General features: G+C 58.5%; 19 protein-coding genes and 3 pseudogenes. 13 read left to right on the top strand and 9 right to left on the bottom strand.

The features are described from left to right. Positions 1-197 precede the first annotated feature (197 nt). The 3 genes from ACPPVR_RS35895 to ACPPVR_RS35885 all read left to right on the top strand — a co-directional run bounded on the left by ACPPVR_RS35895 (position 198) and on the right by ACPPVR_RS35885 (position 2,069). The gene (locus ACPPVR_RS35895; protein WP_426611223.1) at positions 198-401 is read left to right on the top strand and encodes a cold-shock protein; all 204 of its coding nucleotides are present in this window, start codon (positions 198-200) and stop codon (positions 399-401) included. A gap of 108 nt (positions 402-509) precedes the next feature. Next, positions 510-674 carry a hypothetical protein gene (locus ACPPVR_RS35890; protein WP_426611222.1) on the top strand — a complete coding sequence of 55 codons (165 nt, stop codon included), beginning with the start codon at positions 510-512 and terminating at the stop codon, positions 672-674. Between the two features lie 900 nt (positions 675-1,574). Next, on the top strand, positions 1,575-2,069 hold the full coding sequence (locus ACPPVR_RS35885; protein WP_426611221.1) for a DUF4142 domain-containing protein: 495 nt from the start codon (positions 1,575-1,577) through the stop codon (positions 2,067-2,069). A gap of 278 nt (positions 2,070-2,347) precedes the next feature. Here ACPPVR_RS35885 and ACPPVR_RS35880 read toward each other — a convergent pair whose 3' ends face one another. Genes ACPPVR_RS35880 through ACPPVR_RS35870 form a run of 3 tightly spaced genes read right to left on the bottom strand, consistent with a single transcriptional unit; the run spans position 2,348 to position 3,239 of the window. Then, the gene (locus ACPPVR_RS35880) at positions 2,348-2,536 is read right to left on the bottom strand and encodes a hypothetical protein (protein ID WP_426611220.1); all 189 of its coding nucleotides are present in this window, start codon (positions 2,534-2,536) and stop codon (positions 2,348-2,350) included. A 2-nt stretch (positions 2,537-2,538) separates the two neighbouring features. Then, a complete protein-coding gene (locus ACPPVR_RS35875) occupies positions 2,539-3,102 on the bottom strand; it encodes a YihY/virulence factor BrkB family protein (RefSeq protein WP_426611219.1) in 564 nt (187 codons plus the stop codon). Next, positions 3,093-3,239, bottom strand: coding sequence for a hypothetical protein (locus tag ACPPVR_RS35870; protein WP_426611218.1), 147 nt, complete (start codon positions 3,237-3,239; stop codon positions 3,093-3,095). Before ACPPVR_RS35870 ends, ACPPVR_RS35875 begins: the two co-directional genes overlap by 10 nt. Before the next feature lie 725 nt (positions 3,240-3,964). Between ACPPVR_RS35870 and ACPPVR_RS35865 the strand changes: the two genes are divergently transcribed. From ACPPVR_RS35865 to ACPPVR_RS35850, 4 genes and pseudogenes are all read left to right on the top strand, one after another. Then, a complete protein-coding gene (locus ACPPVR_RS35865) occupies positions 3,965-4,234 on the top strand; it encodes a hypothetical protein (RefSeq protein WP_426611217.1) in 270 nt (89 codons plus the stop codon). Between the two features lie 968 nt (positions 4,235-5,202). Then, positions 5,203-5,409, top strand: a complete 207-nt coding sequence (locus tag ACPPVR_RS35860; protein WP_426611216.1) for a hypothetical protein — start codon at positions 5,203-5,205, stop codon at positions 5,407-5,409. Positions 5,410-5,485: 76 nt separating this feature from the next. Continuing rightward, a complete protein-coding gene (locus ACPPVR_RS35855) occupies positions 5,486-5,761 on the top strand; it encodes a hypothetical protein (RefSeq protein ID WP_426611215.1) in 276 nt (91 codons plus the stop codon). A 294-nt stretch (positions 5,762-6,055) separates the two neighbouring features. Further along, a pseudogene (locus ACPPVR_RS35850) lies at positions 6,056-6,217 on the top strand (YhjD/YihY/BrkB family envelope integrity protein); the annotation flags it as partial. 828 nt (positions 6,218-7,045) lie between these two features. On the opposite strand, the gene ACPPVR_RS35845 reads toward ACPPVR_RS35850, so the two are convergent. Both ACPPVR_RS35845 and ACPPVR_RS35840 read right to left on the bottom strand, forming a co-directional pair. After that, positions 7,046-7,546, bottom strand: a complete 501-nt coding sequence (locus ACPPVR_RS35845) for a ferritin-like domain-containing protein (protein ID WP_426616252.1) — start codon at positions 7,544-7,546, stop codon at positions 7,046-7,048. Between the two features lie 560 nt (positions 7,547-8,106). Continuing rightward, the gene (locus tag ACPPVR_RS35840; RefSeq protein ID WP_426611214.1) at positions 8,107-8,472 is read right to left on the bottom strand and encodes a hypothetical protein; all 366 of its coding nucleotides are present in this window, start codon (positions 8,470-8,472) and stop codon (positions 8,107-8,109) included. 398 nt (positions 8,473-8,870) lie between these two features. On the opposite strand from ACPPVR_RS35840, the gene ACPPVR_RS35835 reads away from it, so the two are divergent. After that, positions 8,871-9,170 carry a hypothetical protein gene (locus tag ACPPVR_RS35835; protein WP_426616341.1) on the top strand — a complete coding sequence of 100 codons (300 nt, stop codon included), beginning with the start codon at positions 8,871-8,873 and terminating at the stop codon, positions 9,168-9,170. Further along, positions 9,130-9,422: pseudogene (locus tag ACPPVR_RS35830) on the top strand (hypothetical protein). Before ACPPVR_RS35835 ends, ACPPVR_RS35830 begins: the two are co-directional and overlap by 41 nt. A gap of 1,470 nt (positions 9,423-10,892) precedes the next feature. Here the strand turns inward: ACPPVR_RS35830 and ACPPVR_RS35825 are convergent. The 3 genes from ACPPVR_RS35825 to ACPPVR_RS35815 all read right to left on the bottom strand — a co-directional run bounded on the left by ACPPVR_RS35825 (position 10,893) and on the right by ACPPVR_RS35815 (position 13,261). Continuing rightward, on the bottom strand, positions 10,893-11,078 hold the full coding sequence (locus ACPPVR_RS35825; RefSeq protein ID WP_426611213.1) for a hypothetical protein: 186 nt from the start codon (positions 11,076-11,078) through the stop codon (positions 10,893-10,895). Positions 11,079-12,022: 944 nt separating this feature from the next. Then, entirely contained in the window at positions 12,023-12,157 is a 135-nt protein-coding gene (locus tag ACPPVR_RS35820; protein WP_426611212.1) for a hypothetical protein, read from the bottom strand. Between the two features lie 873 nt (positions 12,158-13,030). Next, entirely contained in the window at positions 13,031-13,261 is a 231-nt protein-coding gene (locus tag ACPPVR_RS35815) for a hypothetical protein (protein WP_426611211.1), read from the bottom strand. A gap of 365 nt (positions 13,262-13,626) precedes the next feature. Here ACPPVR_RS35815 and ACPPVR_RS35810 point away from each other — a divergent pair, with 365 nt between their 5' ends. After that, positions 13,627-13,947 (top strand): ribbon-helix-helix protein, CopG family, encoded by a 321-nt coding sequence (locus ACPPVR_RS35810; protein WP_426611210.1) that lies wholly within the window; start codon positions 13,627-13,629, stop codon positions 13,945-13,947. Beyond that, positions 13,944-14,123 carry a hypothetical protein gene (locus ACPPVR_RS35805; RefSeq protein WP_426611209.1) on the top strand — a complete coding sequence of 60 codons (180 nt, stop codon included), beginning with the start codon at positions 13,944-13,946 and terminating at the stop codon, positions 14,121-14,123. Before ACPPVR_RS35810 ends, ACPPVR_RS35805 begins: the two co-directional genes overlap by 4 nt. Positions 14,124-14,705: 582 nt before the next feature. On the opposite strand, the pseudogene ACPPVR_RS35800 reads toward ACPPVR_RS35805, so the two are convergent. Beyond that, positions 14,706-14,908, bottom strand: a pseudogene (locus ACPPVR_RS35800) (hypothetical protein). Between the two features lie 337 nt (positions 14,909-15,245). Here ACPPVR_RS35800 and ACPPVR_RS35795 point away from each other — a divergent pair. Next, the gene (locus ACPPVR_RS35795; RefSeq protein ID WP_426611208.1) at positions 15,246-15,614 is read left to right on the top strand and encodes a hypothetical protein; all 369 of its coding nucleotides are present in this window, start codon (positions 15,246-15,248) and stop codon (positions 15,612-15,614) included. A gap of 355 nt (positions 15,615-15,969) precedes the next feature. Beyond that, positions 15,970-16,287 carry a hypothetical protein gene (locus ACPPVR_RS35790; protein WP_426611207.1) on the top strand — a complete coding sequence of 106 codons (318 nt, stop codon included), beginning with the start codon at positions 15,970-15,972 and terminating at the stop codon, positions 16,285-16,287. Positions 16,288-16,302 lie beyond the last annotated feature (15 nt).

The raw sequence follows: 16,302 nt of genomic DNA, 5'->3' as shown, positions 1-16,302 counted from the left end.
GATCAGAAGTTCGCCGCTAAATGCTTATATTCGGCGCAACCGTGTTCGAGCGGTCGCACCCAGCACGTTCGGGCCTATGGCTGGGACATCTGATCAGGTCGACGAATGTTTCGGGAGGCGGCGACCCTTCAGCGCCAGGCCTTTCTTTTGTCGGAATTCCAGCACTAGTTTTCGTTTTTGAAAAATGGAGAAGTTAAGTGGCTATGGGGACAGTTAAGTGGTTCAACTCGACAAAGGGCTATGGGTTCATCCAACCTGACAACGGTGGCAAGGACGTGTTTGTTCACATCTCGGCAGTCGAGAAGGCTGGCCGGAGCAGCCTCAACGAAGGCGACAAAGTGAGCTTCGACGTCGTGAACAATCGCGGAAAAGACTCGGCGGAAAATCTGCGCGTCGGGTAGCCTTCCAAACCGCGACGCGACGGTTTCCACTCGTTGCTTGGGTCTATCGTCGAATTTCCTCCGATTTCCTAGTCAGCGATCCTCGCCTTTCGCTAGGGAGGGTGGACGATGAGCGAGGATGAAGCGGATCGCTATCGCACCGAAGCTGCGGAGTGCCGTCGTTTGGCCGAGAAGGCTGTTAAGCACTCGGATAAAGAAGCCTGGCTGAGGCTTGCCGCCGATTGGATGAATCTCGCCCAAGGTGCCGGCGTGGGAGATGGGCGTGAGGAGTGAGCCTACGGTTCTCTCTGCGTCTATTCGTTTAGCATTCGTGAATCAAATGGCCGCAGCGGCGGACCACTGCGGCCTGCCGGGTTAAAATTTATAAGTGAAATATGGGAGATCCAGCCCCGGCGAGCTAAGCCTACCGTGGCGGCGCTGGAGCGCAATGTTATCGATGTCATACTCTGGAAAATGTTTGTGTACGTCAGTCCTATTGACGGAAGGGAGGGCTCGCCGGGGCTGGATAAAGCGAGCCCTCTATCCCGCGCAGAGGCCATGAATTCCCCAAGCCTCATCGCAAGACCGATAGTCTGCACCTGATCGCGTCGGATTAGTGTCCAAACTAATATGGAAATTTGGCGATTTGGAAGTAGTGAGGAATTTCCGGACAGGTTGTCTTTGTCACCGCTGATGGCCTAAGCCAAACCCTAATACGAGGGCCTTCTGACGGAGCGCGCCAGCGGTGCGCTTCATCTCCTTTGAGATCTTCAGAACAGGCGTTCGATCCTTCGAGTGCTTCTTAAGAGTCCGCAAATCAGCGGGCGTCCACTCGCGGCGAACTACTTTTTTCTTCTTGGCCAAAGCGGCGCTCCTTCAGTGATGAGGGCGCGGTCTAACACATGACGCAGTGTGCGCAACCGGCATGGGGTTAAATTACCGCAAGCCGGTACTCACTCAACGGACAAGCGTTGTCCAACGACTTTCAAAATCGGACCCGCCAAGCCGATCAGACTAAAAACGACAGCTCGCCAATGCATCGCCAAGGAAGCCGGCAGGTTAGAGCGCCGCCGGGAGGTCAAAGGTTCGATCCTCAGCCGAGCAACCGGCAGGCGCCAGTTCGCACCGGGCGCTCAATTGGAACCTGTTCGACTATTGGCGTGTTCATCGACAAACAACTCTCAGGAGGTATCCTTGAACAAACTGCTTTTGTCGCTCGGGACAGCAACATTGATGGCGATCTCAATTGCCAACGCATCTGCGAAAGATAAGCAAAGCGAAACGTTCCTCAAGAAGGCAATCGAGGGCAACTTCGCTGAAGTGAGCATGGGAGAGCTGGCGCAGCAGAACGGCCAAAGCGATGCCGTCAAGTCGTATGGCAGAATGCTTTCCACAGACCATGCAGCCGCCAATCAGAAGGCTTTAGATGCTGCCCAGGGACTCGGAATGAACGCACCAAGCGGACCGAATGCGAAGCAAAAAGCCGAACATGACAAGATGTCAAAAATGTCCGGCGTGGGCTTCGACAAAATGTTCGCGACTCGCATGGTCGCAGACCACCAAAAGGATATCGCCGAGTACAAAAAGGCATCGAAAAGTAAGGATGCAGCGGGAGAATATGCTTCCGGCCAGATAGATACGTTGCAAAAGCATCTGGACACCGCAAAATCGTTGAAAGCCGCTGATTAATCCAACGTCGCGTCGCTGATCGCGGCAAGTCTAGCGGGCTCAGGGCGGCTGCGGCACCATTCAATTGGCGCTGCCGGCGCGGTCTTACGCGTCGCAGCAGCACGAGCCGCACGAAAAGGCCGCAGCGGCGGACCACCGCGGCCAGCCGCCGGGCGAAGCTCTTGGATAGAAGAGCAAAGTACAACAGGGGACTATAACGCATCATAGGCCGGCCGGGCATATACCCGAAGACAAAAAGAAGCATGGGTACATTGGCTTGGGCTGGGTCATCAGCGCTGTTATTGTTTGGCGTTGGCATTCGCCTCCGGCTCGACGGCCGGTTGATCGGTGTTGGAAACTACGGGTTCTCGCATGTCATCTTCGGACGCTTGCCGGTTTCTTTGAAACGCCCACGCGACCAGACCTGCCAGCACAAGGATGGCTCCGGCCAGCATCAGCCAATGGGGGTATTCGATCCTGGAAAGCATCGCTAATCTCGAGTTGAATTTTGCAGTGGCCTGATTGACCTAATGGCGGATTGACACCGCAGTTCCCCTGCCAAATTATCCCAAAAACTGGCGCCGGGGACGGCGCATGAAAGACTATCAGACTCACATCGAAAAGCTTCGGACAGACGCGGCGGAATGTGCCCTGATCCGCGATCTCGCGACGAGCCGTAGGTCTCGTTGAACTTCCCGAAATTAGTGGCGTACCAGGAGAATAGGCCGGAGGCGGCGAGCCACATGATCGTTGCGGCCGCGCTACCCCATGTGATCCAGCGCCAGCGCGGAGCCGCGCGGCTCGGACCGAACCGGTAGACGCAGGCAAGGGCCAGCGTCAAGACGACGAACATGACCGGCCATCGCGAGATGCGAACGACCAGGTCGGCGAAGTGGGAGAGCCCGAGACAATTCAGGACGACGGGGACGACCACGACGGCGGCGAGCGCCGCCACCACGAAGCCTATGGAAATGACCGTGAACGACAGTGATAAGGCATTCAGCTTTAGAAAGCCGCGTTTCTCACTCTCGCGGTACACGATGTTCAGTCGCACAGCGACTTCATGGCAGCGTTCGCGCTCCATAGCGATACCGCAAGCCCGATGGCGAAGGTGAAGCCGAGCGTTTGATTGCCCTTGGACGTGACCCGCGTGAACTGCTCGCGCGCCACCTCGATGGCGCCGCTGGGCACAACCCGGAGATTTGATCGAGATGCTTGGCGATGCTCCCCGGATCGGAAAAACGGCGACGAGAGCGGCGAGCGCGGGGAAGATCGCAAGGATTCAGTCGATAAACATCGCCCGGCTCGAGGTTTAGCACTTCGAATCTCTCTTGCTGCTCTTGCGTCAAGTGGACAGTTACAAGCTGCGCTGTCCACCCTTCCGAGACGGCTGCAAGTACCAGCGTGAGCGCCTGACTCGGCTTAGCCACTGCAACCCATATCTGCGTTGTTACTCCGCCAGCGGACAGGTCGTCCGCTGTCGCTTCGACGAATGTAAAAGAGTTGCCGAATGATTCTGCCATGACCGGCTAACGCGGGCACGAGGTCGCAGGTTCTGTTAGCGGCCAACTGAGGGCGGCCTTACTCTGCCGCCTGTTGGACGGTGCGGATTTGCTCTGCGCGTCTAGCTAGAACCTAATAGGCCTTTGCGACGTTACGCAGCGTTTCCTTAGGCCGTGAACCTATAAATCTTTCCCGGCGGACGGTTCGTTAGTGTCTGCTATTCCCCGATAGCGTCTAAATTCCGCAGCACAGCGAAATGACGCGATGGGCCAGAAACGAAAGTCGCCTTTCGGCTCAGTTCTTCAACGAAGGCACCGTACTGCGCTCTGCCATGACGAAACGTTGACACAGATCAAGCATTCACGGGGTTAGCCAGCGACAGTCGTTTCCCCTAACAGGGAAAGGAGATTGTTATGAAACAAATCGGGCTGAAACGAGCTTTGTTAGTCGCCGTCGTTGTCGCGTGCGGGGTTTCCGGTTCAGTTGGGTGGTCGAAAAATGACGGCCTCTCGCTGTTCGTCGATAGTGCCCAAGCACGTGTGGGGCGACCGCTGACCCCCGTGAGTGTCGCCGGCGTTGCACGTCGAACCACACGGCGGGCGGTGGTGGGCGGAGCGGTAGTAGGAGGAGCGGTGGTTGCTAGGCCACGCTGCGGGTATTACCCCTACGGACCATGCTATTAAAAGGCTGGCGGCTCCATGCTCGTTAATCCAAAAGTCCCGTGACGGAAATCCCCACGGGGCTTTGCTACGACCTGCAACCGCGACAGATGAACTGCCTAGAGACGGTCACTCGAGGCCGAATGACTGCGGTGGGTCAAAAGGTGACGGCGAACGCGCACTGACTTGAGGTCGGTCCGGCCATTAAGCGACTTCCGCAAGCTACCAACTTAGGCGGCTCAATTACGGTGCTGTCGGCGTTCCTCAGCCGCAATGACGGACAGAAGCTCATACTGGCTTGCGAGCCCGTTCAGGCTATTAGCGATGTTTTTGAGTATGGTCGCTGTCCTTGGTGAAACTCCAACTACTTGTGCTTTGTTTCCGGGAGCACTTCAGCTTCTTCACGGAGGCGTATGGCTTCTTCGGCGAGGCGTTCTTCAAGAGAGACAAAGTTTGTTTGATCCGGCGGCGATGCTTCATGACTGACCTCGGGTCCTAACCGTGGGGTCCGAATTCCGATTCCTAGTCCCGGCGAAGCCCTCCTCGTCGCTCGGAACCTTATGCCCAACAGGCAAACTTCGGTTCCGCAGAAATTCCGATTGCAGTTGAGATGAAGTTGGCGCTAAAATTCTTAGACCGGAGCTGGCATACTTCACTTAAATCTTTTACCCGGCTTGTTTGGACCATGCGCTGGCCGCAGCGATTGAACCTCCGCTGCGGCCTTCGTGGTTTAGCGAGCATTAAGCCTCGCCTTCGCGTCCTTAACCGCAAGCAACAACATTTGCCGGCAGCGTCGCGTCATGCTACTGTACCGCGCCCTGATGAACGCCACGTTCTTCTTCGCGGGTGTTGCCCCGTTGACCAAGCCATTGCGATAGAACGGTCCACACCCGCAAGCCGCAGCGGCTGGCTACTTGCTCCAGTCCCTCATATCCTCTCACGATGACAAAGGGAGAGAACCGCGCGGCTCGAAGGCCTACCACCAAGAGCGGATGCGCAAGATCGATGAGGAAGCCGAAGCCGAACGCGTGAAGGCAGATCTCGCAGAGCTTGAGGGTCTTCGCCGCTACCTTATCTTCGGCATCAAGGCACGCCGCAGCGGCAACCGCGAAAAGCTGATGAGGGCGATCGACGACTACGTCGAGGAAATGACCCCAGACCGAACCGCGCTCCACGGCAAGAACCACAAGTGCGGATAGGCCGGAATCTGTAGGGTGGTCCGGTAAAATGAGAATCGCTCTATAGCTGGCCGACATTTCTACGGCTGGGGGCCTGATGAAGCTGACCAATGATCGTCCTTACGCGGACCCGGAGGCCGCGGCGCGCAAACTGATCGAGATCGCCAAGAGCATCGAAGCGGTCCAGGACGGCCGCGTTTACATCGAGAAGATCAACGCGCCGTTTCTCTTCACACTCAAGGCAAGCGGCCAGAATTCGGCGCCGGCATCAAGCATGCAATCGATCAAGGTTGGCTTGAGCTTCATGAGAGCGGGACCTACGTCCGGATATTGGCGCCCGGTGACACGCTCCCGCCAGGCTGACCGCCCGTAAATTTCCCAAGTGGAGCAGCGAGGAACAAAGGTCGTCATATCGGCTTCTGAGTCTCGCTGGCTCGCCGCAACGAACTGGCGGAGCGGCCCCGGCCCATACCCCTGCCCCAGCCCGGCCGGAGCCCTCTCTCCGCCCACAGCGTCATGAAGTGCGTCGACTGCGAGGACGTCGGCTGAGGGCGGCCCTACCCCCCGCTGGCTTGCTTCCTTTCCAGCATCGCCATCTCGACTTGGTCTGCGAGAAGCGTGAGGTGGCTGGCAAGTCGGTCGAATACCGCGCGCTTAGCGGGATCGGCTGGGCGCGGTGATCGGCTTCATGACGTGGCTCTGGATCTCGGCGATCGTCGTCCTGCTGGGCGCCGAGCTAGACGCCGAGATGGAGCACCAGACTGCCCACGACACGACGGCGGGTGCACCAAAGCCGTTGGGTGCGCGTGGCGCCAAAATGGCGGATACGGCGCTGCGCGAAACGGACCTTGAGTTCGATCGCGGCCCGGGCGACCCACGGAAGGGGACAGTGCCCAAATTCCGGTGCGGCGTATCGGCCGTGGTCAAAGTCGGGGGACGGGTCCTAGCGGGCGACGCCGCTCTCGCCATCGTCCCTCATGCGCCTTGGCGCTTGCTGCCAGCTCTGTAGGTCGAGGCTCTACCAGCCGTGGGAATGAATGACCGGCAGTCCCTTGGGAAGCTCGGGATGCACCGCCGGCGCATGGCGGTCGATCTGAAGGGCAGGACGGGCTTCGACTACCGGCTGTCAATCAATCAGGCCGAACCTTCACGGTCGCTGCAGGAACGAAGCTATTCATATCTAAGTTGGAGCGCGCCGGGATGCCGAGACATTCCGGCTTCGTCGACGCCGGCGACAGCATCCTGCCCATTTTCCCAAAGCAGTGTTTCAAAGCGCAGCATCTTGCGAAGCCGCTGTCCTTCGGATCCGCTTTCAAAGCCGCTTCCTGATCGAAGCGAGGATAGCGCGCGCTCCCGCGCGGGTGTCAGCGCGCAAGATTTCTTCAAGCCTCGCCTCAAGTGGGGTGCCCTCGATGACGTAGCGCTGGCGTAGTTCAACGAGGGAATGTCGGGTCACTTTTAGCCTCGGATAGCGGTAATGCCGCGAGAAGTCGCCAAGCTTTGTGACAAATGTCTGAAATTCGCTGTCACGAAAGTAGAACTCTAATAGCCTTGGGAAGTGCTGCAAATCGTGGCATCTGTGCTGCCGATGCCACCGCGTTTAGACGAGCCTGAAACAAAAATGCCCCGCATGGCAGGGCATTTCAGTATGTCGAAATTACGCAGCCTCGGCCTCCTGATTGATCGCCGTCTTTGCGATTTCGGTCAGAGCCTCGTCGGTCGCCTCTTCTTCTTCGAGAGTTTGTTCAAGGAGCGAGACCGCTTCGTCAAGGCCAAGCTCCTCGGCCCAGGCAATCATGGTGCCGTAACGAGAAATCTCATAGTGCTCGACGGCCTGAGCGGCGGCAAGGAGGCCGGCGTCGAGAGCGAGCGAGCCCTTATATTCTTCCATGATCTCGGCGCCCTCATCCGTGATGCCTACGATTGCTGCACAGGTTTTACCCTGCGGCTTCTTCTCGATCACTGCGAACACCTTCTCCAGCCGCTCGATCTGGCCTTCGGTCTCGGTGCGGTGTTTTTCGAATGCTGCTTTCAGTTCTTCGTCTTGAGCAGCCTTTGCCATCTTCGGCAGGGTGGCCAGGATTTTTTTCTCAGCGAAGTAGATATCCTTGAGGGTATCGTGAAATAGGTCGTCGAGAGTCTTCGGCTCTTTTGCCATTTGCGCTTCTCCAATCTTTTGAGGTCGTCGCATCACCGCTGGTGAAGCTCGGCGGCTAACGAGGCCGCGTTGGAGTCGTTCCAATTCCGGTGGCGTTCCGTCACTGGATACAAGCCCACCGGGGTCTCTATCAGGATGCCAATCTCCGCCGTGGCGCGCACGCTTCGCCGAGCTGTTCCTGAGTGGGCTGCTTCTCCATTTGCTCCTTAACGAGGCAATTTGCACTTTGCGAAGGCGATAGGCATCGATGGCCCGGTTGGCCAGCATCAGCTTCCTGCGCTCGCCCTTCAGGACCATCTCATCGACAATCCTGAGCAGAAATTTGCTCGTCTCCGCAGCATCTACGATCTCGACGGTACGTTCGATGTAATCCCAGGAAATCTGGATGGATTTCTCAATCAGCCACGGAAGGGATTCGCTTCGTAGGTCAAAAGCACCCGCCGGGCCGAGATTCCTGCCGGCGGATAGCAACCTCGCGCGGCCTTTTGCGTTTGGCGTCCATGAGAAAGACCCATGACACGACAGACGATCGCCGCGGCGCTCCTGCCAGGAAGGAAGGCTTACCGCTTGGCGGGCGGGCCGCTCTTGTTTCCGGGAAGGCCCTTGACGCCCGAACTGTCCTGTTGCTGGACCGCCGAGTTGGAGGTGCCCGTAGTGGTCGCGTTCGCGGGCGGGCCGTTCTTATTGCCCGGTGCGCCGCTGACACCCGTGCCCGAGTTCTGCGCGCTCGGCTGCCCTGCGGGATTGGTCGTCCCCATCTGGCCCGGCATGTTCGCGGACCCGGGCTTTTGTTCTCCGACAACCCCGGACGCTCCGGAGTTGCGCGTTTTCACGCCCTTGTCGGCTTCTTCCTGAACAGCCTGGGGAGAATTCTGCTGCGCGTGTGCCGGCAATGCCGTTGCCGCGAGCAGGACGGAGAACGTCAAGTTTGCTATCCGCATAGATTCATCCTCCTGGTTTTGTTCGCCAGACAACTCGCGAGCTGACAGACATTTCCTCGGAGGAAGCGGATTATTTCAGAAGTTGCGCGAGTCGCCTGTTTGCGGCGCGGCGTTTGGAGCCCTGCCTCGTCAGAGGCGATCTGACTTGCGAATATTGCGGCAATGCCGAAGACATCGCTGGATGGCGCCTTGCCGCACAAGCTGGCCGCTCGCCGCCTAAAAATGAAGGGGAATAACGGGCGGCGGCCCGCCGGCGATGTCCACACCCACGACGCGCAGTAGTCTGCGCGCGTTCCAAGGCCATATCCGTTGTGGATTTGACTCATGACCGAGGCCTCGGTTCGGTGGCGGCATGCCTCGATCCACTCGACGCCATGACACGCTTGGCCACCGTGCTGACGGCCGCCCGGTCAAAGATCACGCTGGGCGAGATGCGCGAGAGCGGCGTTCGCGACCTGCTCGTTTTCTGCCAAGACTACAGGTGCAGTCGCAATGTGAAGCTCTCGGCTGTCTACGTCGATCGATGGCCGGACAAGATCCGGCTGCCCGATCTGGAGCCGCGGTTCATCTGCCAGGTCTGCGGCAAGCGGGGGGCCATTCTCAGGGGTGGCAGCAACGCAACAAGGAAGGCAATACGGTTTCATGACGAAGGGCTGGGCGCGACCGTTCGAGGATCTGATTGAGGTCGACGGCCGCGAGCTCGTGACACTGCTCGACGCCGGCGAATACATCGCTGCGCTGCCGAAGAAAGAGACGACACTCCCGAATGGCGTGCCGCGATGGAGGCCCTGTTGCTGGTCGTCGAGCGCGGCGGTCCGACCATGCTTGCCCGTATCGGCATCGTACGGGCGCTGAACCGACACTACGTCCAGGAGTTCAACCCGAAGGGCAAAGACCCACACTGGAGCCGGCGCAAGCTGAAGAGAGATCTCTGAAAGAGGCTGCCCACTGAGGCGGCCTTATTCGTTCCAAATACGCTCGCCGCAATTGCACTCGAATGCCCGAACGACTGCTTGCCTGTCTGGAAAATGCACTACTCCGACTAACTCCATCGTTGCACCGCAAGCGCCGCATTCCCTGCTCGAATTTTCTTCCAACTCCGCAATTTTCTCCGCTCTGAATATTTCCATCAAGCAACTCCTGATAAGTCCATCTGAGGCCCGGGAGACACGCAATTAAATCAGATGCCTCCAATATAAATGGCTTTTAAATCCGACAATATCTAATTTAAAATTCAGATTTCATTAATCAAGTGAATTCAGGGTACCCGGCGGGACGGGGCCGTGGGGGACATTCGCGGTCTTGCGCTCGGGAGAGCCCGCCAGCTAGCCAGCCCCGCGGTGCTCTCCCTTCGCGCATATGGTTCAGATTAATTACTAATTTGATTTGTGATCTAAATCATATTGCAGCTGCTCAGACGCCCGCTATCATCTCCGTCACCGGAGCCGGCTGCATATTTCACTTAGATCGTTTTCACCCGGACTTTTTGACACGGCGCGGGCCGCAGCGGTTTAAACCTCCCGCTGCGGCCCTTCGAATTTGGCCCGCCAGCGTGACCTCGGGAGGCCGCCAACTGGGGCGGCCCTGCATCTTACAGTCTGAAGAACAACATAGACGTTAGGACCGTCGAATAGACGCATAGTCCAATGAAATATCAGGTCGGAGCTCTGAGGCCGGGCGACCTGAGCCAGTCGCTGATGTGTAAGCCGGTCTCGGTTTGGCGAGCCCTACGGATGGTGGCATCGCGCACAGGCCCATGAGGAAGCAGTTCGGCTTCCTCGCGCAGCCGTGTGGCTTGTTCGGCAAGGCGCTCTTCAAGGGACGTGGTTTGCTTGATACGGGTCGCTGCATGGCGCTGCTCCTTTCTAGAGGAGGCGGGAGCGCGTGATGGCGTTCTCATCACAGATGAAAGCCGAGGCCCGGTCTGTGACGGAAAAACCTCCCCAGCATTTGTGGACGCCGCGACCACATAGGTTAACGATTTAGATCTGCTCACGCCCGGCAGGAACAGTGGCCGCGCTCTGCTATTTGGTTGTCGCTGGCTATCTGCCGAGCTGGCGGAGCGGCTCCGGCCCATTCTCCTCAGCCCAAGCCGGGGCCGCCTCTCCCATTGAAAAGGGCTGACGCGTCCTCACGCCTCGTCCATTGGGAAATTTACCGATGCTCGCCTTTGTCGCTTGAGGCGCCAGTAACCGACCAGCGCGCGCCACTCCATCACAATGACTATGGTGCCAACTGCCGAAGTCCCGAACACAGACATTATCAGGATCATTTCGAGCATCGAATCACCTCGCGTCGCGGCGAGGTTCCTAAGTACCAAACTGTACAGTTCGTTCCACAACCCAAACCGAGAAAAGGGCCGCCAGCGTGAACCCGACGAGATGAGGCCGCCAACTGAGGCGGCCTTACGTTTCCGTCGCCTTGCTCTGCTCTAGCATTGAGATCGTCACTTGATCCGCTAGAGTTGTGAGCTGTTTGAAGAGCCGGTCGAATACTTGCCGTTTGGCTTTGTCCGTCGCAAGATCGCGGATGAACGCACATTCGGCGGCGTCCTTCCGCAGCTTCTCTATCTGAGCTTCGTATTCCTTCATGGCGCACCCGATGCCACTTTTTCCCGATCGTGCGTACGGGCTGGCGTGCGGTCAAAAGTCAACGTCGTAGCGCGCTGATCTACTTCGCGTTCGCTGCTTTGCCCGAGGACGATCGGCTCTTTCCCTTCGATGACTGACATAGAACTGTGCCGGCCTTTGAGCCGGCAGAGTTGAGCTAGATTATAGACCGGCGGGCACCGGTCGCTCGTAACGACAGCACGAAGGCCCGCCAGCATGACCGGCGGTCCTTTGCTTTTCCACACCCAGGCCGCGCAGTAGTTCGCGCGCCCACTGAGGCGCCCTCTGTCTACGTAGCGAATTGACTAGCTATTGGTGCGGATTGCGCGCGTAGTTATTGCAGGAGCACCCCAGATGGTTTCGACCGATCACTTCCGCCACGAACTGCGTGCCCAGTTGGCCCGCGCGGCCATAGGCGGTGGGATAGACCTTCTGATCAACTCGGCGAAACTGCCGCTCCATGATCAATGGTAGTTCCGGGGCGGCTTTCTGATGCGACGCCATGGAAGCAGAATTTATGACTGGCGATACGCTGCTTCTCGATCGAACGAACGGCGCGGGGATGACGGTCCGTTATCTTCTACCTCGAATTGTCGGCGTCTAGATCTACGCCCAGATCAAATTAGGTCACTGTCGTCGTCAATCCAGGCACTGAGGCTCGGAACAAGGTCAGCGCCCCGCGAGGCATGAGGGGAGCATCACATGAATGCTGAGAAATATCGCATAAAAGCGCTAGCGTGCGAGAAGCTTGCGCACGAGGCAACTGTCGAGCACATCGCGATCTTCGCCACGGTCGGCTGCGAAAGCGTGGTTTGAAAGAGAACGATCCTTCTGCACTCCTCCGCTGTGCGCATTGCACCATCGCCAATAGCAGGGCAGTACAGCGCAACTTACTTGACAGGCAAAGTCGGCGCCTGCTGAGCGGCTTACTCGATGGGGTGAAGTGCGCTCTTCTCGGCTTCTACTTTTTTGGTCATCACGCCGATGGCAGCGACCGTTTGAGTATCGTTCACATTGGCAGCCAAGAATTCCAGATGGCTGATCCGTTTGTCGAATTCCACGCACTTATCGCACATGCTTACCATCCCGCGGTGGGAGCGTGAGCACGTGGAAACTCGCAGTCACCGGCAGCGGCCAAAGGTTGGATACGATGATAAGTCAACAACAGACCCGGCCGGGCCACGTTCCTATCGGCCCCGCCACTAAGGGCTCATCCTTTGGCTTTGAACTCGCAAATCCTGCGATTGAGTTGCCAGAGCTCTACGTCATGACCGTCCACGAGATTTTCTGCCTGCTCTTTTGCGGGAACGCTCCAAGCGAGCCGACGAGGTGCACTATGTGATGGGGGTGCCAGCTTGATGTAAGACCGCGCGAAATGGGGAAAAGCCGCAGGGTGGTTCCAGCTCGGAGACGGACCCATGTCGGGCTTCTCCTTAGGAACGTTCGCACGCGACTTCGCTTGATAACCACAACGTCAAACGGAGTTGGAACATGCGAAAGACAATTTTCTCGATGGCCATCTGTGCGCTGCTCGCTGGTGCGTCGATCGGTTTCGCGCACGCGCAGGCAGGTGGACCGGGCGGCGCCGGAGCCGGCGCTGGCACAGGCGGCGCGGCGTTATCAGCAGGTACGACAGGTTCGGGAACATCTTCGTCCGGCGGGGGAGCGGCCGGTGCCCCGACCACGGGGGCAGGCGCAAATACTAACCCGAAAACAGGCAATACCGACGCAAGAACCGGAATCTCCAACGGCATTGCCGCGCCTCAGCCCGGACCAAATCGGTGATCGACTAGGCGGGAGCGACAACAGCTTTCCAATGATGAAGGGCCGCCTTGATGGGCGGCCCTTCCTGAGTTTTTACCTCTTCAATCGACGGCGGTGCGTAATCAGCCGTTGCCGGTCGCGCTTCCTGTGCCGTCTGCGCCGGCGCCTCATCACGTCGGCCCGTGCTTGCCGTATTTCGCAATCTCGCGAAGGGACATGCGCATCGTTTGAAGGAGGCTGAGATCGTAGCTCCGGAACGAGAAGGTGTGCATGTTCAGGTGGCCGGAGGATTTATAGCTTGGCGACCGCCACCGCGCCGGGTCGTGATCGAATGACGGATTGTGCGGCTCGCAGATGTTCGAGGCCGGACGGTTGCCGGGGAATGCGATGATGTTTCTCATTGCGGGTCTCCCGCGTTGGCCTTGAAGCCTGCCGAAGCGGATAGGCGCTGGACGGGCATAGGGGTCTCGCTGGCGCGTTCTCCCGTTACAGGCTGTCTGGTGGCGGAGTGGGATAAAACGAATCCGGGGCTTCGCTATAGCGCGTGGCGGTTGTTCGGGTTGTCGGAATGCAGACGTGTTTAGGGGTGGCGTGCTATGCACGCGGTCAGCCTGGGTCATTTGGATTTCCGTCCTTTGTGGTCGAGGTTAGAGCCGAGTGGAAGTTGCTGCTTCCGTCTCGGCTCGAATTCTTGTAAACTAAAATTATGAAGAGATCAATTTCCGTAAACAAAAAATCGCGGGGCCGGCCAAAGAAGGCTGGCGGGGTGGATCCCGTAAGCGCTGTTCGTCTGCCTGCCGACGTAACAGCGGAGGTTGATGCCTGGGGTGAGGCGCGCGAGCTAAGCCGTTCCGAGGCCATCCGCCGGCTGGTCGAGATCGGGCTTACCGTAAAGACGCCCGCGCGGACCGCCGCCAGCAAGCCCGACCGGAAGTTGCGCGCTCAGGAGCTCGCCACAAAGGTGATCGAAAAGATTATCGATCCCGCTGCACTGCCGGAAGAACAGGCCCAGCGCCGACGACGGCTAACCAAGGGGCCGACAGAGTTTCGCGGGGCTCGCCTTGATCAGCCGATGGTGAAGAAATGACGACGGCCGACCAATACCGATTGAACGCCGCCAACTGCGCTCAGATGGCTGAAGCGGCTGAAGATGAGCCGGACAGAAATCGGTTCAAGCGAATGGAAGCGGCATGGCGCGCTTTGGCGGAAGAGCAAGACTGGTTAGACGGAGATAAGCCGTCCTTGAAGCCGCCCTCCGCCTAATCTACTCAAAGTGGCGCGCCAAGCAGCGTCCCATTTCCAACGTCTCGGACGCAATCCGTCAATTGATCGAAGCTGGATTAAAGGCGACGATCTCCAAGAAATAGACGCCGCGACCGCTACGGCGAGCGCTTTTTCTTGTTGATCGGAGCTGGCGCAGCGCCCTTAAGGTCTTTCCAAATATTCCAGAGTCGTTGCCGCAGTTGCTCCGTGCTGCCCGGGGCCTGTCGAGCATAGAGAGCAGTGTGCTCAGCTATGTGATCTGGCCATGCTGCGTCGAAGTCGTCTCGTCTTCCCAGCGATAGCGCTGTCGGGGATAATCCGCCCCCGCGGGAGCAGCTTTACGCGCCTCATAGCCTCGTTCCCACGCGGTGACTGGGTCCTCCTCCGGAACGCTCGATGCCGCGACTAATCCTGACGCCTTGTCTAATGCCAGGTCGATGGCTTTTTTGTCCCAGCGACGGCCGATCGCAGGCTTAGGCATCAAACCGGCGGCCACCCACTTCGACCATGTATTTAGTGTAATCCCGCAATAGCTTGCGGCGTCTGTGCCGGATAGCAGGCGCGGAGGGAATGACGGCTGTGTCATGGCGCATCGAACATGCGGTCCAGCGGGTTCACAGCGTTTTCCACGTTCGGAAGGTCGGTAAAGGCCGCCTCGATGCGCAGCCGGTCCCAAATCACCCGTCCGTCGATTTTCTTCGGCTTGGGCATCCGGCCGTCGGCGACCATCTCGTCAAATTTGGGGTGCCGATTCCGACATAACGGGCAGCTTCGTCGCGTGACATGCCGCGCGGTGCATAGGAAAAGGAGTCAGGACGAGTCACCGCACCCTCTCCATTTCCACTCGCTTCAATAGCTATCGCTTCGATGCTGCGAGGTCTTCGCCCGATCTGTATGCTTCAATGCGGTCAATTCGCGATCCCTTTCCAGCGTCTTCCAGGGCCCGCTCAAAGCCGACAATCCTTAGATTTGTGGCCTCCGCCCCGATTGCACTCGGCGCGATGTGTACTGCGGCCCCGGTCCGCGGAGTGGAGGGCTGCCAAGCGGGCGCATGCACAGACGGCGTTTGTCGCTGCTGTTCGCGATGGCGACCCGCACGCGGCGCAGATCGGCGACGTCGGCATGATCTGGACCGAGTACAACGGTCAAAGAGTTCTTGCCACCGTCGTTTGCCGAAAGCGCGGGTGGTTCGTCGGCCGCAACGAAACTGGTGTGAGCTTCATTGAAGCAAATCACGTTGCGTTCGTGTGGTCAGTGCTCGACGACGCTCTGTTTCCGACCATCTCCGAACATCGCGTCATGCAGATGGGCCAGGCCGGGTTCGGCCGGCCGGTTCAAATGACGCAAGATCCGATTTCCATCGCTGTCCTGACGTTCGTCGGCATCGACGCAGTCGCCGGATCGGTTGCCGTTGCCGTTACCACGTTCCTGATCACCACGGCCGTTTCGCGCGGCGTCTCCATTTCCAGGGGGGACTATGACCGCGGCTAATTTGGTCGTCTTGTGCAATTGCGTCCACCTCGTCACGGACGGCCTGAATTCGCGCGATGGAGCGCCGCACTCGGTTAAGCATAAAGTCCTGCCGCTGCCTCATCTTGGTGTGGCCGTTGCCGTGCGTGGCACGCGTCCCGCAATGGGCATTTGCTGGGAATTGATCTCTGCCGGATCTCTCTCTCTTATGACGATCTGCGCAATAACATCGCGTCCATTATTCAGCCGACATTCGACGCGCAGCGACCGCTGCTGAAAGCACACTTTGGCGCGGATGCGTTGTACGGCTGCGAGATCGTCGACCGGCTGGTCAGAAAGCCGCGGTCCGGCGGGCTTCGTACTTGGCACCAGCGACTTGAACGCGGCCTACGGTCTTCACCCGTGGAAGCCTTACGATATCACCGGAACGTTTTACTCTCCATTGTCGCCGGATTTGGCGGGCGACTTCGCTCGCCTGCAACTCGAATTCGACGACCGCCGCGCCGTCGCGCTTGTCGATCAGCAAGGACGTCTGCGACCGCAGGATGTTGGCGGCTTTGTCCAACTCACCACGGTGCGAGAGTTCGGCATTGAAACCCGAATTTTGAAACGGTGGAAAGAAGGCGAACGACCCGCCCGACCTCGAAAGTTTGCACGAGATAGTGTGCAAGCAGTACACGCAATTTCGCAATGAGGGCGGCAAGCTTTC

The sequence above is a fragment of the Bradyrhizobium sp. McL0616 genome (assembly GCF_049993385.1).
Classification (GTDB): Bacteria; Pseudomonadota; Alphaproteobacteria; order Rhizobiales; family Xanthobacteraceae; genus Bradyrhizobium.
This window is presented reverse-complemented; position numbering and strand designations above follow the sequence as displayed.